At 59.5% G+C, this 20,234-nt stretch carries 21 protein-coding genes and 1 other RNA gene; 5 read left to right on the forward strand and 17 right to left on the reverse strand.

The window, feature by feature from the left end; translation table 11 throughout:
• Positions 1-5 precede the first annotated feature (5 nt).
• From mraY to rsmI, 9 genes are all read right to left on the reverse strand, one after another.
• Entirely contained in the window at positions 6-1,088 is a 1,083-nt protein-coding gene (mraY, locus tag ACSPX5_RS18520; protein ID WP_015096766.1) for a phospho-N-acetylmuramoyl-pentapeptide-transferase, read from the reverse strand.
• Entirely contained in the window at positions 1,088-2,455 is a 1,368-nt protein-coding gene (locus tag ACSPX5_RS18525; protein ID WP_439820056.1) for a UDP-N-acetylmuramoyl-tripeptide--D-alanyl-D-alanine ligase, read from the reverse strand. Before ACSPX5_RS18525 ends, mraY begins: the two co-directional genes overlap by 1 nt.
• Positions 2,448-3,911, reverse strand: coding sequence for a UDP-N-acetylmuramoyl-L-alanyl-D-glutamate--2,6-diaminopimelate ligase (locus tag ACSPX5_RS18530; protein WP_439820057.1), 1,464 nt, complete (start codon positions 3,909-3,911; stop codon positions 2,448-2,450). The genes ACSPX5_RS18525 and ACSPX5_RS18530 overlap by 8 nt, the downstream gene beginning before the upstream one ends.
• Positions 3,911-5,650, reverse strand: coding sequence for a peptidoglycan D,D-transpeptidase FtsI family protein (locus ACSPX5_RS18535; RefSeq protein WP_169432701.1), 1,740 nt, complete (start codon positions 5,648-5,650; stop codon positions 3,911-3,913). The genes ACSPX5_RS18530 and ACSPX5_RS18535 overlap by 1 nt, the downstream gene beginning before the upstream one ends.
• Positions 5,650-5,943, reverse strand: a complete 294-nt coding sequence (gene ftsL / locus ACSPX5_RS18540) for a cell division protein FtsL (protein ID WP_007956777.1) — start codon at positions 5,941-5,943, stop codon at positions 5,650-5,652. The genes ACSPX5_RS18535 and ftsL overlap by 1 nt, the downstream gene beginning before the upstream one ends.
• On the reverse strand, positions 5,940-6,887 hold the full coding sequence (gene rsmH / locus ACSPX5_RS18545) for a 16S rRNA (cytosine(1402)-N(4))-methyltransferase RsmH (RefSeq protein WP_039766256.1): 948 nt from the start codon (positions 6,885-6,887) through the stop codon (positions 5,940-5,942). Before rsmH ends, ftsL begins: the two co-directional genes overlap by 4 nt.
• Entirely contained in the window at positions 6,884-7,339 is a 456-nt protein-coding gene (gene mraZ / locus ACSPX5_RS18550; protein WP_003205355.1) for a division/cell wall cluster transcriptional repressor MraZ, read from the reverse strand. Before mraZ ends, rsmH begins: the two co-directional genes overlap by 4 nt.
• A 403-nt stretch (positions 7,340-7,742) precedes the next feature.
• Positions 7,743-8,096: RNase P RNA component class A (gene rnpB / locus ACSPX5_RS18555), an RNA gene on the reverse strand.
• Between the two features lie 73 nt (positions 8,097-8,169).
• A complete protein-coding gene (rsmI, locus tag ACSPX5_RS18560; protein WP_169431861.1) occupies positions 8,170-9,075 on the reverse strand; it encodes a 16S rRNA (cytidine(1402)-2'-O)-methyltransferase in 906 nt (301 codons plus the stop codon).
• A 177-nt stretch (positions 9,076-9,252) separates the two neighbouring features.
• Between rsmI and ACSPX5_RS18565 the strand changes: the two genes are divergently transcribed.
• From ACSPX5_RS18565 to ACSPX5_RS18580, 4 genes are all read left to right on the forward strand, one after another.
• Positions 9,253-11,064, forward strand: a complete 1,812-nt coding sequence (locus tag ACSPX5_RS18565; RefSeq protein WP_439820058.1) for a penicillin-binding protein activator — start codon at positions 9,253-9,255, stop codon at positions 11,062-11,064.
• Positions 11,064-11,426 (forward strand): YraN family protein, encoded by a 363-nt coding sequence (locus tag ACSPX5_RS18570; RefSeq protein ID WP_011335870.1) that lies wholly within the window; start codon positions 11,064-11,066, stop codon positions 11,424-11,426. The genes ACSPX5_RS18565 and ACSPX5_RS18570 overlap by 1 nt, the downstream gene beginning before the upstream one ends.
• Positions 11,427-11,528: 102 nt before the next feature.
• The gene (locus tag ACSPX5_RS18575; protein ID WP_007928463.1) at positions 11,529-12,122 is read left to right on the forward strand and encodes a phosphoheptose isomerase; all 594 of its coding nucleotides are present in this window, start codon (positions 11,529-11,531) and stop codon (positions 12,120-12,122) included.
• On the forward strand, positions 12,119-12,697 hold the full coding sequence (locus ACSPX5_RS18580) for a BON domain-containing protein (RefSeq protein ID WP_169431864.1): 579 nt from the start codon (positions 12,119-12,121) through the stop codon (positions 12,695-12,697). The genes ACSPX5_RS18575 and ACSPX5_RS18580 overlap by 4 nt, the downstream gene beginning before the upstream one ends.
• Before the next feature lie 51 nt (positions 12,698-12,748).
• On the opposite strand, the gene ACSPX5_RS18585 is transcribed toward ACSPX5_RS18580, so the two are convergent.
• The 7 genes from ACSPX5_RS18585 to rplM form a co-directional block, all read right to left on the reverse strand.
• Positions 12,749-13,162, reverse strand: coding sequence for a ClpXP protease specificity-enhancing factor (locus tag ACSPX5_RS18585; RefSeq protein WP_007956787.1), 414 nt, complete (start codon positions 13,160-13,162; stop codon positions 12,749-12,751).
• Between the two features lie 16 nt (positions 13,163-13,178).
• On the reverse strand, positions 13,179-13,796 hold the full coding sequence (locus tag ACSPX5_RS18590; protein WP_011335872.1) for a glutathione S-transferase N-terminal domain-containing protein: 618 nt from the start codon (positions 13,794-13,796) through the stop codon (positions 13,179-13,181).
• Between the two features lie 146 nt (positions 13,797-13,942).
• Complete coding sequence (locus ACSPX5_RS18595; RefSeq protein ID WP_169431865.1) at positions 13,943-14,725, reverse strand: cytochrome c1; 783 nt, start codon at positions 14,723-14,725, stop codon at positions 13,943-13,945.
• Positions 14,725-15,936 (reverse strand): cytochrome b, encoded by a 1,212-nt coding sequence (locus tag ACSPX5_RS18600; protein WP_065261493.1) that lies wholly within the window; start codon positions 15,934-15,936, stop codon positions 14,725-14,727. Before ACSPX5_RS18600 ends, ACSPX5_RS18595 begins: the two co-directional genes overlap by 1 nt.
• The gene (gene petA / locus ACSPX5_RS18605; protein WP_003228055.1) at positions 15,936-16,529 is read right to left on the reverse strand and encodes a ubiquinol-cytochrome c reductase iron-sulfur subunit; all 594 of its coding nucleotides are present in this window, start codon (positions 16,527-16,529) and stop codon (positions 15,936-15,938) included. Before petA ends, ACSPX5_RS18600 begins: the two co-directional genes overlap by 1 nt.
• Before the next feature lie 269 nt (positions 16,530-16,798).
• On the reverse strand, positions 16,799-17,191 hold the full coding sequence (gene rpsI, locus ACSPX5_RS18610) for a 30S ribosomal protein S9 (RefSeq protein ID WP_007961615.1): 393 nt from the start codon (positions 17,189-17,191) through the stop codon (positions 16,799-16,801).
• A gap of 14 nt (positions 17,192-17,205) precedes the next feature.
• Positions 17,206-17,634 (reverse strand): 50S ribosomal protein L13, encoded by a 429-nt coding sequence (gene rplM, locus ACSPX5_RS18615; protein WP_003228062.1) that lies wholly within the window; start codon positions 17,632-17,634, stop codon positions 17,206-17,208.
• Between the two features lie 244 nt (positions 17,635-17,878).
• Between rplM and ACSPX5_RS18620 the strand changes: the two genes are divergently transcribed.
• On the forward strand, positions 17,879-18,919 hold the full coding sequence (locus ACSPX5_RS18620; protein ID WP_169431866.1) for an NADP(H)-dependent aldo-keto reductase: 1,041 nt from the start codon (positions 17,879-17,881) through the stop codon (positions 18,917-18,919).
• A gap of 104 nt (positions 18,920-19,023) precedes the next feature.
• On the opposite strand, the gene ACSPX5_RS18625 is transcribed toward ACSPX5_RS18620, so the two are convergent.
• On the reverse strand, positions 19,024-20,160 hold the full coding sequence (locus ACSPX5_RS18625) for an acyl-CoA dehydrogenase family protein (RefSeq protein ID WP_323161690.1): 1,137 nt from the start codon (positions 20,158-20,160) through the stop codon (positions 19,024-19,026).
• Positions 20,161-20,234 lie beyond the last annotated feature (74 nt).

Here is a 20,234-nt window from a genome sequence, read left to right on the forward strand (position 1 = left end):
TCGTTCTACCTCAGCTTCAGGGTGGCAAGGCCGATCAGCACGAGAATCACGGTGATGATCCAGAAACGGACGATCACGCGCGGCTCGGGCCAGCCCTTGAGTTCAAAGTGGTGGTGTATCGGAGCCATGCGGAACACACGACGACCGGTCAGCTTAAAGGAAGCCACCTGAATGACGACTGACAGGGTTTCCATCACGAACACGCCGCCCATGATGAACAGGACGATTTCCTGACGGACGATCACCGCGATGGTGCCCAGAGCAGCGCCCAGCGCCAGTGCGCCGACGTCACCCATGAAGACTTGCGCCGGATAGGTGTTGAACCACAGGAAGCCCAGACCGGCACCGATCAGCGCGCCGCAGAACACGATCAGCTCGCCCGCGCCCGGCACGTACGGGATCAACAGGTATTCAGCGAATTTCACGTTACCCGACAGGTAGCAGAAGATGCCCAGGCCACCGCCGACCATCACTGTCGGCATGATCGCCAGACCGTCGAGGCCGTCGGTCAGGTTGACCGCGTTGCTCGAACCGACGATCACGAAGTAAGTCAGCACGATGAAACCGGCGCCCAGCGGAATGCTGTAGTCCTTGAGCATCGGCAGGATCAGGGTGGTTTCCACCGGCGTGGCGGCAGTCATATAAAGGAAGATCGCCGCGCCGAGACCGAACACCGACTGCCAGAAATACTTCCAGCGACTCGGCAGACCACGGGAGTTCTTCTCGATCACCTTGCGGTAGTCATCGACCCAGCCAATGGCACCGAACAGCAGGGTCACCAGCAACACAACCCACACGTAACGATTGCTCAGGTCGGCCCACAGCAGGGTACTGACGCCGATGGACGACAGAATCAGTGCGCCACCCATGGTCGGCGTACCGGATTTGGACAGGTGCGATTGCGGGCCGTCGTTACGAACCGATTGGCCGATCTGACGGTTCTGCAGGGTGCGGATCATCCACGGGCCGTAGCACAGCGACAAGACCAGCGCGGTCAGCACACCGAGAATCCCGCGCAGGGTCAGGTACTGGAAGACCGCGAAGCCTTTGTAGAACTGTTGCAGATACTCCGCTAGCAGCAGCAGCATTAATGTTTCTCCAGACTGGACCCGCACAGGGCCGCAACGATGTTTTCCATCGCTGCGCTGCGCGAACCCTTGATCAAAATGGTGGTGTTTTTATCCTGCTCGGCGCCGAGGGCCTGGATCAGTTCGGCCTGTGTGCCGAAGTGATGCGCCTCGTTGCCGAATGCGTTCACGGCGTGGACCATGTTCGGCCCGACGGCGTAAAGCGCGGAAACCTTGCCCCGGGCGTATTCGCCCACGTCGCGGTGCCCCTGCTCCGCCCAGTCGCCCAACTCGCCGATATCCCCGAGCACCAGGACGGTGCGGCCGGAAAAGCCGGCGAGTATATCAACGGCCGCGCACATGGAGGTGGGGTTCGCGTTGTAAGTGTCATCGATCACGCGCATGCCGTTTTTCGCCAGTTGCGCGACGGTGCGACCCTTGACCGGTTGTACCGCGCCAAGCCCGGTAGCGATGCCGAACAGCGACACGCCCAGGGCGTGAGCAGCAGCGGCAGCGGCCAGGGCATTGGCGACGTTATGGGTGCCGAGCAGGTTCAGTTGAACCCGTTCCACACCTTCAGGACTGTGCAGGTTGAACGCCGGACAGCCACGGGCATCAGTGGCCAGATCGCTGGCGTGGAAATCCGCTTGCGTGTTGCTCAGCGCGAAAGTCAGCACTTTGCGACCGGCGGCGCGGAGCTTCCAGATACCGAATGCCTTGTCATCGAGATTCAGCACGGCGATGCCATCGGAGGCCAGCCCTTCGATGATTTCGCCTTTGGCTTCGACAATTTTCTCGGGCCCGCCGAACTCGCCGACATGGGCGGTCCCTGCGTTATTGAGGATCGCTACGTGCGGCTTGGTCAGCCCGACGGTGTAAGCGATTTCACCCAGACGCGAGGCGCCCAGTTCGATCACTGCCGCGCTGTGCTCCGGGGCAAGTTCGAGCAGGGTCAGCGGTACGCCGAGGTCGTTGTTCAGGTTGCCACGGGTCGCGTGTACCGAGCCGCGCGTACGCAGGATACTCGCGAGCATTTCCTTGACCGTGGTCTTGCCGCTGGAGCCGGTCACGGCCGCGACCGGTCTGGTGAACGCGGCACGATTCAATGCGCCCAGTTGACCGAGGGCCTGACGGGTGTCCTTGACCAGCAATTGTGGCAGCGTGCTGTCGGCGACTTCGCGCTCGACCAATGCAGCAACGGCGCCTTTGGCAGCGACCTCGTTCAGATAGTCATGACCGTCGAAGCGCGGACCGGTCAATGCAACAAACAGTTGGCCAGCCTTGATGGCGCGGCTGTCGATGCTCACGCCGTCGAAGCTTGCGTCCGCGCTGATCAACCGCGCGTCGAGTGCGTTGGTCAGTTCGCTGAGTTTCAGGGCCTTAAGCATGGGCCACCTCCCAGGCGGTCAGGGCGTGATCGGCCTCGACCAGATCGGAGAATGCGTGGCGCTCGCCGTTGATTTCCTGATAGTCCTCATGACCTTTGCCGGCCAGGACAATCACGTCATCCGCCGAGGCGCTGGCAATCAGTTGTGCGATGGCCTGGCCACGACCGGCCACGAACGTCACGTTATCCACAGCCGTGAAGCCGGCGCGGATGTCGTCGAAGATCACCGCTGGATCTTCGGTACGCGGATTGTCATCGGTGACCAGCACGCGGTCGGCCAGACGCTCGACCACTTCGGCCATCAACGGGCGTTTGCCGCGATCACGGTCACCGCCACAGCCGAACAGGCACAACAGTTGGCCTTTGACGTGCGGACGCAACGCCGTCAGAACTTTTTCCAGCGCATCGGGCGTGTGGGCGTAATCGACCACCACCAGCGGCTGGGTGCCACCACCGAGACGTTGCATGCGTCCGGCCGGGCCTTCGAGTTTCGGCAGCACCTTGAGGATTTCGTCGAGGGCGTAGTCCAGGCCAAGCAAGGCGCCGACCGCGGCCAGTACGTTGCTCAGGTTGAAACGACCGAGCAGCGTGCTGCGCAGATGGTGTTCGCCCTGCGGCGTCACCAGCGTGGCGCGCACGCCATGGTCGTCGAACTGTGCTTCGCGGACATATAGATACGCGCTGCTGTCGAGCAGGCTGTAAGTGATCAGGCGCGACTCACGTTTTTCAGCGGCCAGTTGCCGGCCGAAATCGTCGTCCAGATTGACCACGCGGCACTTCAAGTCATTCCAGGCGAACAGCTTGGCTTTCGCTTCGGCGTAGGCCTCCATGGTGCCGTGGTAATCGAGGTGGTCGCGGGACAGGTTGGTCATCACCGCCACGTCGAACGCCAGCGCGGTGACCCGGCCCTGATCCAGGCCGTGAGACGAAACTTCCATGGCCACGGCTTTGGCACCGGCCTTTTTCAGGTCGCCCAGGGTCGCCTGCATGGCGATCGGATTCGGTGTGGTGTGCAGGCCGCTTTGCAGCGAGCCATGGAAACCGGAACCGAGGGTGCCGACGATGCCGCAGTGCTGACCGAGCAGGTCCAGCGCCTGGGCAACAAGCTGGGTCACGCTGGTCTTGCCGTTGGTGCCGGTGACGCCCACCAGGTTCAGGTGATGGCTTGGTTCACCGTAAAAACGTCCGGCGATATCCGACAACTGCGCTGCCAGACCTTTGACCGGAATCAGCGGCACATCAGTGATCGGCAACACGGTGGCGCCTTCCACTTCGTAAGCCACGGCGGCCGCGCCACGGGTGAGTGCGTCAGCAATGTGCGCACGACCGTCGAACTTGCCGCCCGGCACCGCGAGGAACAGGTCGCCTGCGCGTACGTTGCGGCTGTCGAGCGCCAGTTCACGGATCAACAGATCGTGGCCGGCGTGGGGGAATATCTTGTTCAGACTAAGAGACATCAGCCGCGCCCTCCATTGGCTTTCAGCGGAACAGCCGGGGTGGCGTTGGCTTGCTGGGTATTCGGCAGGTTGTCCGGGGTGATGTTCATCAGGCGCAGAGTGCCGGACATCACACGGCTGAACACCGGCGCCGACACCAGACCACCGAAGTAGCCGGCCTTGGTCGGTTCATCGATCACCACGACGATGGCATAACGCGGATCGCTCATCGGGCCGAAACCGGCGAACAGCGAGCGATAGGAATTTTCGGCATAGCCCTTGGTGCCCACCGAGGTCTTGCGGGCGGTACCCGACTTCCCGGCCACGTGATACGCCGGGACTTGAGCACGGAACACGCCACGTGGTGCTTCGATTACTTGCTGCAGCATGCCCTGCATGGTTTTCGCCACGGCTTCCGGCAGCACCTGGGTGGTCTGCGGCGCCTTGTCGGTTTTGATCAGAGTCAGCGGTGCGAGACGACCGTTGTTGGCCAATGCCGAGAACGCGTGCACCAGCTGGATCGCCGTCACCGAAACACCGTAGCCGTAGGACAGCGTTGCGGTTTCAGCTTTACGCCACTCGCGGTAGTTCGGCAGGTTGCCGACACGTTCACCCGGGAAACCGAGGCCGGTGTCCTGACCGAGGCCGACCTTTTGTGCGAGACGGAAAATGGTTTCGCCGCCAATGTCGAACGCGACCTTACTCATGCCGACGTTACTGGAATTGATCAGAATGCCGGTCAGGTCAAGCACCGGACCTTCGGTCTTCGATACGTCCTTGATGGTGTACTTGCCGATCTGCAGGGAACCCGGATACACCTCGACGGTGTCGCTCGGTTTCCAGCGGCCGGTTTCGATCGCGGCGCTCATCGAGATCGCCTTCATGGTCGAACCCGGTTCGAACACGTCGATCATCGCGCGGTTACGCATCATCGCCGGCTGCAGGTTGCGACGGTTGTTCGGGTTGTAGGTCGGCTGGTTGACCATGGCGAGGATCTCGCCGGTCTTCACGTCCATGATCACCAGACTGCCGGCCTTGGCGCCGTTCTCGATGATCGCGTTGCGCAGCTCGCGGTTGGCCAGGTATTGCAGACGCAGGTCAATGGACAACGCCAAGGGCTTGCCGGCCTTGGCGTTCTTGGTGACCTGGACATCCTTGATCAGCCGTCCGCGCCGATCCTTGATGACTTGCCGCTTGCCGGGTACGCCGGCCAGCCACTCGTCGTAGGCCAGTTCGACACCTTCACGGCCGTGGTCGTCGATGTCGGTGAACCCGACCATGTGCGCAGTGACTTCACCGGCCGGATAGAACCGGCGGAACTCTTCGATGCCATAGACGCCCGGCACTTTCAGGTCGAGCACAGCCTGGCCCTGCTCGGGGGTCAGTCCGCGCACCAGATAAATGAATTCCTTGTTCGCCTGGGCTTCGAGGCGCTCGGCCAGGGCTTTCGGGTCCTGGCCCAGGGCAGCGGCGAGTGCCGGCCACTTTTCTTTGGCCAGCTGCATTTCCTTGGCGTTGGCCCATAACGTGGTCACCGGCGTACTCACCGCCAGAGGCTCGCCATTGCGGTCGGTGATCAAACCACGGTGCGCCGGGATCGGAATGTGACGAACGCTACGTGCATCGCCCTGCCCCTTGAGGAAGTCACGGTCGATCACCTGCAGGTCGATGATGCGCCAGCAGATCGCGGCCACCATCATGCCCAGCAGACCAACGACCAGACGGAAGCGCCACGGGAAGAGTGCCCCTTCGAGTTTCATCATGGCGCCACCATCTTCACGTCAGCCGCGCCAGGGATGTGCATCTTCAGTTGTTCGGTAGCCAGTACTTCGATCCGGCTGTGGGCGGTCCAGGTGCTCTGTTCCAGAATCAGACGCCCCCACTCGGCCTGCGCCTTGTCGCGCACGCTGAGCTCGTTGTACAGGGTGTTGAGCAACTGCCGGTTCCAGTGGGCGCTGTAGGAAACGCCGATGGCCGACACGAGCACGCCGATGAACAGCAGCAGCATGAAAAAGCTGCCGCCAGGCAGTGGTTTGGCGAAAAGCTTGCTCACCGCAACTTCTCCGCGACGCGCATGACGGCGCTACGGGAACGTGGGTTGGCCTTGAGCTCGGCGTCGGAGGCCGTCTGCGCTTTGCCATGGACTTTGATTTTCGGTTCGAACGCAACGTGGCGAACCGGCAGGTTGCGCGGCAGGTTGTCGGCTTCGCCTTTCACCAGCTTGCGCATGAACAGTTTGACGATGCGGTCTTCCAGCGAATGGAAGCTGATGACGACCAGACGGCCGCCCACTTCCAGGCATTCGAGCGCGGCTTCAAGGCCTGCTTCCAGATCGCCCAGTTCGTTGTTGACGTGAATGCGCAGGCCCTGGAATGCACGGGTGGCCGGGTTCTTGCCCTTTTCCCACGCCGGGTTGGCGACTTTCAGAACTTCGGCCAGATCAGCGGTACGCTCGAACGGCGTGATGTCACGACGTTCGGCCACGGCACGGGCCATGCGACCCGAGAAACGCTCTTCGCCATATTCCTTGAAAACACGGGCGATTTCTTCCACCGGCGCGGTGTTGACGAACTCGGCTGCACTGATGCCCCGGGACGGATCCATACGCATGTCCAGCGGACCGTCGTTGAGGAAACTGAAGCCGCGCTCGGCATCATCGAGCTGCGGCGAAGACACGCCCAGATCCAGCAGAATGCCGCTGACCTTGCCAGCCAGACCCTGTTCGGCAACCACCGAACCGAGCTCGGCAAAGCTGCGCTGCACAACGACAAAGCGGCCGTCTTCGGCCGCTAGCGTTTGCCCGGTGGCAATCGCTTGAGGATCCTTGTCGAATCCGATGAGCCGACCATCCGGCCCGAGCTTGCTCAGGATCAACCGGCTGTGCCCGCCGCGCCCGAACGTGCCGTCCAGATAGCAGCCATCAGGACGTACGGCGAGAGCCTCGACGGCTTCGTCAAGCAGTACGGTGATGTGGTTAAAGCCGCTATCAATAGTCACAGGATCAGATCACGCAGTTCGTCAGGCATGGCGCCCGGTTGTTGTATGGCAGCCAGGTCAGCGGCAGAAACCGCGTTCCAGGCATCTTCGTCCCACAGTTGGAACTTGTTCAGTTGGCCCACCAGCATCGCGCGCTTGTCGAGCTTCGCGTATTCGCGCAGGCGCGGCGGCACCAGGAAACGACCACTGCCGTCGAGCTCGAGGTCAACGGCATTACCAATCAATAAACGTTGCAGACGACGGTTCTCTTCGCGAAGCGAAGGAAGCGCGCGCAACTTGGTTTCAATAATTTCCCACTCATCGAGCGGGTAGACACACAGGCACGGATCAACGGCATCAATGGTCACGATCAACTGGCCGGAACTACGCGAAACGAGCTCGTCACGGTACCGGCTCGGCATGGCGAGACGGCCCTTTGCGTCGAGACTGATAGCGTTAGCTCCGCGAAACACGTCTGCGTTTCTCCAATTTTTATCGTTTTGAGCTCAAAAAACCCACTTCATGCCACTTTCCGCCACTTGCGCACACTATAGGAATGCGCCCACCACACCGTCAAGGCGCGGATCAAAGGAAAACCCTTACAGAACGGAGATTTAGGAGCATAAAAGGAGGAGCAACGAGAATCCGGCGGATGCTTTTATCCAATAACTTGAGACAGCACTGACAGCTGCGCTCGAAAGTTAAAGTAATTTGTTAAGAGTAAGATTTTTTCGGTATTACAAAAGCGCTTCTGCTGTTGATTGAAGCAAGGTGGGAAATGGCTATTACTGCGATTGCCGCCGCCGGAATTCCAGAGCAGGCCTGCTGATAATAAACAGCCCTGTTGCCTTTAATTCAAGCAGGGAAAAGAAAAAGGTGGAGAGTCGATCTGTAAGCCGGGTTCTGTCTTGAACAGTCATTCGTCTACGATGGCCATCACTGGACATCTTTAGCAACCTACCCGGTCCCAGCGCGGGCCACGCCTTGGGACCCTATTTGGTCTTGCTCCAAGTGGGGTTTACCTAGCCACGAACTGTTGCCAGACGTGCGGTGCGCTCTTACCGCACCTTTTCACCCTTACCGGCGCCGAAGCGCTTAGGCGGTTATTTTCTGTGGCACTTTCCGTAGGCTCACGCCTCCCAGGCATTACCTGGCACTTCGCCCTATGGAGCCCGGACTTTCCTCCCCCCCCTAATTTTCATAGAGGGCAGCGACTGTCCGATCGACTCTCCGCCGCGCAGGTTAACGGCAGAGCGCTCGAAGAACAAGCGCTAATAGCCCGCCAACCGGTCTGCGCGACGGGTTACGCGTCTTTTTGCTGATCCAGCGCGACTTGATACAGCACGTTTTTGCGCTCACCGGTGATTTGCGCTGCCAAAGCGGCCGCACGCTTGAGCGGCATCTCTTCGAGCAGCAGATTGAGGATGCGCATCGCCTCGCTGCTCACGGCATCTTCTGACTCCGGCGCAGTCCAGCCAGCCACGACCACCACACATTCGCCACGCTGCTGATTGCTGTCCGCCTCGACGAATGCCCGCAGCTCGGCCAGCGGCAGCCCCTTGAGGGTTTCAAAGGTCTTGGTGATTTCCCGGGCAAGCAATGCCGGGCGATCAGCGCCAAACACGGCTTCCATATCCTGCAGACACTCAAGAATACGATGCGGCGCCTCGTAGAAAATCAGCGTGCGCGGCTCTTCCTTGATGGCTTCAAGGCGTGCCTTGCGTCCAACCGCCTTGGCCGGCAGAAAGCCTTCGAAGATAAAACGGTCGGATGGCAGACCGGCCGCGGACAAGGCAGCGATCAGCGCACAAGCCCCCGGCACCGGCACCACATTGATGCCGGCTGCACGGGCCTGACGCACCAGGTGATAACCCGGATCGGAAATCAGCGGGGTACCGGCATCGGAAATCAGTGCGACGTTGTCGCCTGCCAGCAGACGAGTGATGAAACGACTGCCTTCATCACGTTCGTTGTGCTCGTGACAGGCCGCCAGCGGCGTGGAGATGCCAAAGTGCTGCATCAGACGCTGGGAATGGCGCGTGTCTTCGGCGGCGATCAGCGCCACCTCGCGCAGGATCTTCAACGCCCGGGCGCTGATGTCATCCAGGTTGCCGATGGGCGTCGCCACCACATAAAGCGAGCCTGCAGCGGAATTCAAAGCACCTGGAGCAGTCAAAGCGCACACCTCATGATCGGTAAAAACCGCCATTGTAGCGCGTCGCGCAACTGACGATGCGGCCGCGGCAGACACGGTTTGTCGCACCATTGTGCGGTCGCGCAACATTTACATCATCTAAATTGACGGTTTCACACCAGTAACATCGCGCCCCGGCCAGCGCTTGGGTACAATTCGACGCTAATTTGATCGAGTATCAGGAACACTTACATGATCGCTTGTCTGCGGCTGTTCACTGCCCTCTGCCTCGCTGCCTTGCTGGCGGCCTGCGCCAGCTCCCCTTCCTCCAGCCTTGGCGAACTTCCACGGACTCCGGATGCCAGCATCGAGCAACTGCTCGAACAGGCCGCCCAGGCCAAATCGCCGGACAAGGCTGCGCTGCTGCGCCTGAGTGCGGCGGACATGGCTTATCGCCAGGGCAATGCCGGACAGTCCGCGCAAATCCTGCAACAAGTGCCGATGGAGCAACTCCAGCCAGGCCAGCAGGCATTCGCCAGCACTTTGTCTGCTGAACTGGCGATGACCCGCAATCAGCCCAAAGCCGCACTGGCAGCCTTGAACCATCCAAGCCTGCAACGCCTGAGCGAAATGTCGGTGCCGTTGCAGGTTCGCGCCGGCACCGTTCACGCCCGTGCCCTTGAGGCAGACGGTCAGACCCTGGCTGCGGCACGCGAGCGCATTTTCATTGCCCCGATGCTCGAAGGCGAAGCCGCGAGCAAGAACCACGAAGCCATCTGGACCCTGATCGCCTCGCTGCCGACCGATCAACTGCAACCCAACGGGACCGACGACCTCGCCGGCTGGATGAGCCTGGCCCTGGCCGTGAAAACCGCCGGCACCCTGGAACAGCAACAGGCAGCCATCGACGACTGGCGCTCTCAGCACCCGAAACACCCGGCCGCCATCAACCTGCCGCTACCACTGACCAAACTCAAGGAGCTGGCCAGCCAGCCCCTGAGCAAGATCGCCCTGCTGCTGCCACAGGACGGCCAACTGGCCTCTGTCGGCAAGGCACTGCGTGACGGCTTCATGGCCGCGCACTATCAGGCTCAGCAAGCCGGCCAGAAGCCACCGGCCATCGTGTTCTATGACAGCTCGCACCTGACCAATATGGACGAGTTCTACCGCAAGGCCCAGGCCGACGGCGTGCAACTGGTTGTCGGGCCGCTGGAAAAACCACTGGTCAAACAGCTGAGCATCCGCCCGCAACTGCCGATCACCACCCTCGCTCTGAACTACAGCGAAGGTGACCAGGGCCCGGCGCAGCTGTTCCAGTTCGGCCTCGCCGCTGAAGACGAGGCCCGTGAAGTCTCCCGCCGCGCCCGCGCCGACGGCCTGCACCGCGCCGCAATCATGGTGCCGAAAGGTGAATGGGGCGACCGCGTCCTGCGCGCCTTCAGCCAGGACTGGCAAGCCAACGGTGGCAGCATCGTCGCCACCGAACGCGTTGACCAGCCAGTACAACTGGCCCAGCAAATCGCCGACATGTTCCAGCTGCGCCAGAGCGAAGCCCGTGCCAAGAGCCTGCAGAACGCCGTCGGCACCAACGTTGCCGCTCAGCCTTCGCGTCGCCAGGACATCGAATTCATCTTCCTCGCCGCGACACCGCAACAGGCCCAGCAGATCAAGCCGACCCTGAACTTCCAGTACGCCGGTGACGTTCCGGTCTACGCCACTTCCCACGTGTTCAGCGCCAGCGGCGACGTGAACCAGTACAACGACATGAACGGTGTGCGCTTCTGCGAAACCCCTTGGCTGCTGGATACCAACGACCCGCTGCGCAAACAAGTCGCCGCGCAATGGCCACAAGCCTCCGGCAGTCTTGGTCGTCTGTATGCAATGGGTGCCGATGCCTACCGCCTGGCCCCGCGCCTGAGCCAGCTCAAGACCCTGCCGGACAGCCGCATCGAAGGTCTGTCGGGCAGCCTGGGCATGACCCAGAGCCAACGCGTGGTACGCCAGTTGCCATGGGCCCAGTTTGTCAGCGGCCAGATCCAGCGCCTGCCGGACACTCCGCGCTGATGCCCGACAGGTCACACCTGCAAAGCGGCAAGGATGCCGAGCGTCAGGCGCTCGAGCATTTGCAACACCAGGGTCTGCGCCTCCTGGCGCAGAACTGGTTATGTAAACGCGGCGAGCTTGATCTGGTCATGCTTGATGGCGATACAGTAGTATTCGTCGAAGTACGTTACCGAAAGAACACTCAATGGGGTGGAGCGCTCGACAGTATCGACGGGCGCAAACGGCAGAAACTGATTTTCGCCGCACAATATTTTCTTCAGCGCGAGTCGCGCTGGGCAAATTCCCCCTGCCGCTTCGACGTGGTGGCCATCGACAGCCATCAGGATCAGTTGAACTGGTTGCAGAATGCGTTCGACAGTTGACCGCCTGCACCGACCCGGACATTTTCACTCAACACTTTTGCTCTTTGCTTTGCGGGCTGCACATTCACGTGCCGGACAGCCGCGCCAATTAAGGTCACACAGATGGACATGCAATCCCGAATTCGCCAGCTTTTTCAGGCCAGTATCGACACCAAGCAACAGGCGATGGACGTACTTGCACCGCACATCGAGCAAGCCAGCCAGGTAATGGTCAACGCCCTGCTCAACGAAGGGAAAATGCTCTCGTGCGGCAACGGCGGCTCGGCCGGCGATGCCCAGCACTTCTCCTCGGAACTGCTCAACCGTTTCGAGCGCGAGCGTCCGAGTCTGCCTGCCATCGCGCTGACCACCGACAGCTCGACCATCACCTCGATCGCCAACGATTACAGCTACAACGAAGTGTTCTCCAAGCAGATCCGCGCACTCGGCCAGCCAGGCGATGTATTGCTGGCGATTTCGACCAGCGGCAACTCGGCGAACATTATTCAAGCGATCCAGGCCGCACATGATCGCGAAATGATTGTCGTAGCATTGACCGGTCGCGATGGCGGCGGCATGGCGTCGCTGCTGCTGCCTGAAGACGTCGAAATTCGCGTACCGGCCAACGTCACCGCACGTATTCAGGAAGTCCACTTGCTGGCGATCCATTGCCTCTGCGATCTGATCGACAGCCAACTGTTCGGGAGTGAAGAATGACCCCTAATCGCCTTGGCCTTCTGGCCTTGACCCTGTGCCTCGGCATTTCTGGCTGCACCTCGGTGGTGAACGCCAGCCGTGAAGCACCGATCGAAGACGATCGCGGCACCCGCACCTTCGGCAGCAAGATCGACGATTCGCTGATTGAAACCAAGGTCGGCGTCAACGTGGCCAAGGCCGACCCGGCTCTGGACAACGACTCGCACATCGTCGTGACCAGTTTCAACGGTGTCGTGCTGCTGGCTGGACAGACCCCACGCGAAGACCTGAAGGCCAAGGCCGAACAGGCTGCCGCCAACGTGCAACGCGTGAAGAAAGTACACAACGAGCTGCAAGTGATTGCGCCTTCGAGCTTCCTCGCCCGCCAGAACGATTCCTGGCTGACGACCAAGATCAAAACCCAGATGCTCACCGACGCCAGCATTCCTGGCTCACGCATCAAGGTCGTGACCGAGAACGGCATCGTCTATCTGCTTGGCCTGCTGACCAAACAGGAAGCCGCACAGGCCACCAATCTCGTGCAGGGTGTTTCTGGCGTGCAGAAAATCGTGAAGCTGTTCGAATACATCGACTGATACACAAAGCGCAGGCACAAAAAAGGCGATCCGGTTGGATCGCCTTTTTTATTACTTCACCACTTTCAGGCTTGGCCGACCGCTTGGGCGCGGCGGCTCGCTGTCCGGTGGCGGAACATCGTCATCCTGCTCGATCTCGTCTTCGTCATCCATCGGCGACTCCAGATCGAACACCATGCCCTGACCGTTCTCCCGGGCATAGATCCCCAGAATTGCAGCAATCGGCACGTACAGGCTATGCGGAACGCCACCGAAACGACCTTCGAAGGTCACGACGTCGTTGTCCATGTGCAGATGCCGCACGGCACTTGGCGAAATATTCAGGACAATCTGTCCGTCACTGGCAAAGCCCTGTGGCACCTGTACCGCCGGGTACTCGGAATTGACCAGCATGTGCGGGGTGCAATCGTTATCCACAATCCACTCGTAGAGCGCGCGGACCAGATAAGGTCGACTGGAGTTCATAGCGGCTCCTTAAGCCTTAGCGCATGTCGCGTTCGACACCAGACAGACTCGCCTGGAAAGCCTCACGCGCAAATTGACGCTCCATATAATCAAGCAGCGGCTTGGCAGGCCGCGGCAGTTCTATACCCAGAATCGGCAAACGCCAGAGTATTGGCAATAGGCAGCAATCCACCAGACTTTGTTCCTCACTGAGGAAAAACGGCTTGTCGGCGAACAGCGGCGACACACCCGTCAGGCTCTCGCGCAATTCCTTGCGCGCCACGGCACGCGCCGCTTCCTTGGTGCGCGAATCCAGAATCAGATCCACCAGACCACACCAGTCGCGCTGAATGCGGTGAATCAGCAGACGACTGTTGGCACGCGCCACCGGGTACACAGGCATCAATGGCGGATGCGGGTAACGCTCATCCAGGTATTCCATCACCACGGTCGACTCCCACAACGCCAGGTCACGATCGACCAGCGTCGGAAGACTGCCGTAAGGGTTTACTTCAATCAGTTTAGGCGGCTGGCGACCAGCCTCCACAAAAATGATTTCGGCGCTGACACCCTTCTCTGCAAGCACGATGCGCACTCGGTGGGAATAGTGGTCGGCGGGGTCGGAGTAACAGGCCAACCGATTGGTCACGCCCATGGCGATCCTCCTCGCTTGTTGAAATAGTCGGAGCCGGAAAAACGCGCGCGCCCAGAGGGCGCCTCCCGCAAAACATGGCTGACCAGGCTTTGCATTTCAGAGACGCCCTTGGGCGCGCGCGATTAACAGCAATTGCTTGAAGCGTATCAGTGCACGTCTTTCCAGTATTCACGCTTGAGCAGGTAGGCGAACACAAAGAAGAACGCCAGGTACAGCAAGACGTAAGTACCGATGCGCTGATGTTGCAGCTTAACCGGGTTAGCCGAGTAAGCCAGGAAGGTTACCAGATTCTTGACCTTCTCATCGAACTGCTCTTCGTTGAGAGTTCCGGTTTTCGGCACGATGGTCAACTGATCGCACGCCTCATGAGTCAGAGGCGTACCGGTCAGCGGATCATATTGCTTCTTGCCGTCTTCGACGATCTGTACCTGCTTGCAACCCACGACCTGACGACCTTGCAGACCGACCAGCACGTTAGGCATGCCGACGTTCGGGAAGACCTTGTTGTTCACGCCCCAAGGACGCGCCGGATCCTCATAGAACGAACGCAGATAACCATAAAGCCAGTCGGTACCACGAACACGCGCCACCAGAGTCAGATCCGGAGGCGCTGCACCGAACCAGGTCTTGGCGTCGGCCGGCTGCATGCCGATGTTCATGTGATCGCCGATCTTGGCACCGGTGAACACCAGCTTCTCCAGCATCATTTCGTGCGGGATGCCGAGGTCGTCGGCCACACGCTCATAACGCTGGAACTTGGCACTGTGGCAACCCATGCAATAGTTGGCAAAGGTGCGTGCACCATCCTGCAGGGCAGCCTTGTCGGAAACGTCGATGTCGACTTTTTCCAGTTCCGGGCCACCGTGTTCCGCAGCAAAGGACAGCACTGGCAGAGCAGCAAAAATCAGAGCAAAAAATAACTTTTTCATCAGCCAGTCACCCTTTCCGGAACCGGTTTGGTCTTCTCGAGCCTGGTGTAGAAAGGCATCAGAATGAAGTAGGCGAAATACAGGAAGGTGCAGATCTGCGACACCAGCGTGCGCTCCGGCGTCGGGGCCAGAACCCCCAGAATGCCGAGGATCACGAAGGAAATGCAGAACACCACCAGCCAGATTTTGCTCATCCAGCCTTTATAGCGCATTGACTTGACCGGACTGCGGTCGAGCCACGGCAGGACGAAAAGCACCGCAATGGCCGCCCCCATGGCGATAACGCCCATGAGCTTGTCAGGAACCGCACGCAAGATCGCGTAGAACGGCGTGAAGTACCAGACCGGCGCAATATGCTCTGGCGTCTTGAACGGGTTGGCCTGCTCGAAGTTTGGTTTTTCGAGGAAGTAGCCGCCCATTTCCGGGAAGAAGAACACGATGAAGCAGAAGATGAACAGGAACACCACCACACCGACGATGTCTTTCACGGTGTAGTACGGGTGGAAAGCGATGCCGTCCAGCGGCACACCGTTTTCGTCTTTGTGTTTCTTGATGTCCACGCCATCCGGGTTGTTCGAACCCACTTCGTGCAGTGCCAGAATGTGCAGCACCACCAGACCGAGGATCACGATCGGCAGAGCGACTACGTGCAGGGCGAAGAAGCGGTTCAGGGTAATTCCGGAAATCAGGTAGTCACCACGAATCCACTGAGTCAGGTCGTTGCCGATGACCGGAATCGCACCGAACAGCGAGATGATCACCTGGGCGCCCCAGTAGGACATCTGCCCCCATGGCAACAGATAACCCATGAAGGCCTCAGCCATCAGCGCCAGATAGATCAGCATGCCGAAGACCCACACCAGTTCGCGCGGTTTCTGGTACGAACCGTAAAGCAGGCCACGGAACATGTGCAGATAGACCACGATGAAGAACGCCGAAGCGCCGGTGGAGTGCAGCAAACGCAGGATCGAGCCGTACTCGACGTCCCGCATGATGTATTCGACGGAGGCGAACGCCTCTTCCGCCGACGGGGTGTAGCTCATGGTCAGCCAGACACCGGTGACGATCTGGTTGACCAGAACGAGCAGTGCCAGCGAGCCGAAGAAGTAGAAGAAGTTGAAGTTTTTTGGCGCGTAATACTTGCTGAGATGGTCTTCCCACATTTTGGTGGCGGGGAAGCGCGCATCAACCCAATCCATGAACTTGCTCATCACGCTTTCTCCGTATCGACGCCAATGACAATCAGGTCATCGGTCTCATAGGAATGCGGGGGTACTGGCAGGTTCAAAGGCGCAGGTTGCGACTTGTAGACGCGGCCAGCCAGATCGTAGTGGGAACCGTGGCAAGGGCAGAAATAGCCACCTACCCAGTCTTTGCCCAGATCCGCGGGTGCCACTTCGGGACGGAAAGTCGGTGAGCAACCCAGGTGAGTGCAGATCCCGATCAGCAGCAGGATTTCCGGCTTGATCGAACGCACCTCAGGGTCGACATAGGTGGGTTGCGTGGAGTTTTTGGAGGTCGGATCGGAGAGCTGGCCCTCGATCTTCTTGAGATTCCCCAGGATTTCCGCAGTACGGCGAACAATGAATACCGGCTGGCCGCGCCATTCAGCAATCATCTGCTGTCCGGGCTCGATTTTGCTGACATTCACTTTCACCGGTGCGCCGGCAGCCTTCGCCTTGGCACTGGGAAACCATGACCCCACGAACGGGACCGCAGCCCCCACCGCTCCTGCAGCACCCACCACGGATGTGGCCGCTACCAAGAAGCGACGCCGGCCTGCATTCACGCCGTCATTGCTCATTCAGTCCTCTCCCATCAGCTTTGTGGCCTGTTAAATCAGGCATCTACTAAATATGAAACAATGTACTTATAAAAATTTTGCCGAATGGTAATGAAAACCCCCAATTCTGACAAGGTAATTACCCGGAGGGCTGGCCCTCAAGCCTTGTAGTATAGGGGGTCTACGAATGTGGCAAGTTGTCACAGCGCAATTATTCAAGAAATCGCACGCATAAAAAAACGCCCGGTTCCGTGAGGAATCGGGCGTTCTTTTTGAACGTGAAAGCGGAATTAACGCTTCGAGTACTGCGGACGCTTACGCGCTTTACGCAGACCAACTTTCTTACGTTCAACTTCACGGGCGTCGCGGGTAACGAAGCCAGCTTTGCGCAGAGCGCTACGCAGGGTTTCGTCGTAGTCCATCAGAGCGCGAGTGATACCGTGGCGGATTGCGCCAGCCTGACCACTTACACCACCGCCGATCACGGTGACGTAGATGTCGAACTTCTCGACAGTCTCGGTCAGTTCCAGCGGCTGACGAACTACCATGCGGGCAGTTTCGCGGCCGAAGAACGAATCCAGCGAACGATTGTTGATGGAGATGTTACCAGTACCCGGACGCAGGAAAACGCGTGCGGTTGCGGTCTTGCGACGGCCAGTGCCGTAATTTTGAGTCGCCGACATAATGAACTATTCCGTTAAATCTTCAGTTCTTGGGGCTGCTGAGCAGTATGAGGGTGTGCAGCGCCCGCATAGACTTTCAGCTTACGGTACATGTCGCGACCCAGTGGGTTCTTAGGCAGCATGCCTTTAACCGCGGTCTCGATCACGCGCTCAGGGGCCTTGGCGATCAGCTTTTCAAAGTTGATCGACTTGATGCCGCCCGGGAAACCGGAGTGGGAGTAGTACATTTTGTCAGTGGTTTTAGCACCGGTAACACGGATCTGCTCAGCGTTGATTACGACGATGTAGTCGCCGGTGTCAACGTGAGGAGTGTACTCAGGCTTGTGCTTGCCACGCAGACGGCTCGCGATTTCGGTGGCCAGACGACCCAGGGTCTGACCAGCAGCGTCGACGACAAACCAGTCGCGCTTTACTGTTTCCGGTTTAGCAGTAAAAGTTTTCATTCTTTATAGCCTCAGGGGCCGCCTGTAAATAAGACGGCGGATCTTACTGAATAGTGCGTACTTTGACAAGTCAAAGGCAGCCGGATACAGACGCTTTCGGGGGCTCGGGTCGGCGCGTCCGTTCAACGGCAAGATTCTTCGGCGGCGGGGCATCACTTCCACTGCAGAAAGAGGTCGGCAATTATGCAGATTGCGAAAAAAATTTCAACCTGCTTTTATGCTTGTTTTGCCCAAGGAGCACCCGATGGACTATCGCCAGCTAGGCCGTACCGACCTGAACGTGAGCGCAATCTGCCTTGGCACCATGACCTGGGGCGAGCAAAACACTGAAGCTGAAGCCTTCGCCCAGATCGAGCGGGCCAAGGGCGCCGGGATCAACTTCATCGACACCGCCGAGATGTATCCGGTGCCGCCGAAAGCCGAAACCTACGCCACCACCGAGCGGTACATCGGCAATTACTTCAAGAGCCGGGGCGACCGCGCCGACTGGATCCTCGCCAGCAAGATCGCCGGCCCCGGCAACACCATCGACTACATCCGCGACAAAAACCTGCGCCACAACCGCCAGCACATCACCGAAGCAGTGGACGCCAGCCTCAAGCGTCTGCAGACCGATTACATCGACCTTTATCAATTGCACTGGCCGGAGCGCAGCACCAACTTTTTCGGACAGCTGGGCTACAAGCACAAGATCGAAGCCAACCTCACCCCGCTCGAAGACACCCTCGAAGCACTCGACGAGCAAGTGAAGGCCGGCAAGATCCGCCACATCGGCCTGTCCAACGAAACCCCGTGGGGCACCATGCGTTTCCTCGCCCTGGCCGAAGCCCGTGGCTGGCCGCGCGCGGTATCGATCCAGAACCCGTACAACCTGCTCAACCGCAGCTTCGAAGTCGGTCTGGCGGAGATCGCCATTCGCGAACAGTGCGGCCTGCTCGCCTATTCGCCGCTGGCATTCGGTTTCCTGTCGGGCAAGTACGAAGGTGGCGCCCGTCCGCCAAAAGGTCGCCTGAGCCTCTACAGCCGCTTCAGCCGCTACTTCAACCCGCAATCGGAAGCGGCGTGCAGCCGTTACGTGGCGCTCGCCCGGAAACATGGCCTGGATCCGGCGCAAATGGCGCTGGCCTTTGTGAACCAGCAACCTTTTGTCACCAGCAACATCATCGGGGCGACGACACTGGAGCAACTGGACAGCAATATCGCCAGTTACGAGCTGAAACTGTCGAAGGAAGTGCTGGAAGGGATCGAAGCGATTCACAAGGATCATCCGAACCCGGCACCGTGATCAGCCGCTAAAAGCTTCGCGAGCAGGCTCGCTCCCACAGGTACAGCGTGATCCTTGTGGAAGCGAGCCTGCTCGCGAAGGGGCCAGTCAATTCACTGCGAAATTCAAAGCGACCGCGCAATGATCTCCTTCATGATTTCATTGGTGCCGGCATAGATTCGCTGCACCCGCGCATCCGCCCACGCCCGGGCCACCGGGTACTCCCACATGAAACCGTAGCCGCCATGCAACTGCACGCACTCATCGAGCACCTTGCATTGCAGGTCGGTGCCCCAATACTTGGCCATCGCCGCCGTCGGCACATCCAGCTTGCCCTGAAGATGCAGCTCCAGACAGCGATCGACGAACACCCGGCCGATCTGTATCTCGGTGGCCATTTCCGCCAGTTTGAAGCGCGTGTTCTGGAAGTCGGCAATTGCCTTGCCGAACGCCTTGCGATCACGGGTGTAATCCAGCGTCCACTGCAGCGCCGCCTCGGCCGAAGCCAACCCGCCAATGGCTACTGTCAGACGCTCCTGAGGCAATTCCTGCATCAGATAGGCAAACCCGGCCCCGGCCTGACCCAACAGGTTTTCCTTCGGCACTCGCACGTCCTGAAAGAATAATTCCGAGGTGTCCTGAGCCTTCATTCCGACCTTCTCCAGGCGCTTGCCCTTGTCGAAGCCAGGCGTGTTCGCCTCCACCAGAAACAGGCTGGTGCCCTTTGCCCCGGCCTTGGGATCGGTCTTGGCCACGACAATCACCAGATCAGCCAGAAAGCCATTGGTGATGAAGGTTTTCGAGCCATTGATCACATACTCGTCACCGTCCAGCACAGCGGTAGTCTTGACCCCCTGCAAATCGGAACCGGCACCCGGCTCGGTCATGGCGATGGCACTGACCATCTCGCCGGACACCAGTTTCGGCAGGTATTTGTGCTTCAGCGCCTCGCTGCCGTAATGCAGGATGTACGGCGCAACGATGTCCGAGTGCAGCGAGAAGCCGATGCCGGTCAGGCCCAGTCGCCCCACCTCCTCGATGACCACAGCGCTGTACAGGAAGTCCGCCCCCAACCCGCCGTATTCCTCCGGCAGGTGTGAGCAGAGCATCCCCGCCTCCCCCGCCTTGTTCCAGAGTTTTCGGTCGATGTAGCCCTGTTTTTCCCACTGAGCATGAAACGGCACCGCCTCTTTTTCGAGGAATGTTCTTACGCTGTCGCGGAACAATTCGTGCTCGGAGCTGAACAGGGTTCTGGGGATCATGCGACACCTTTTCTTTATTGTTGAAGGGATCAGACCTTCAGAGACTAAGCCTCGCTACCGATACAGGACACTGG

Source organism: Pseudomonas sp. HLG18, assembly GCF_051903985.1.
GTDB lineage: Bacteria > Pseudomonadota > Gammaproteobacteria > Pseudomonadales > Pseudomonadaceae > Aquipseudomonas > Aquipseudomonas fluorescens_BT.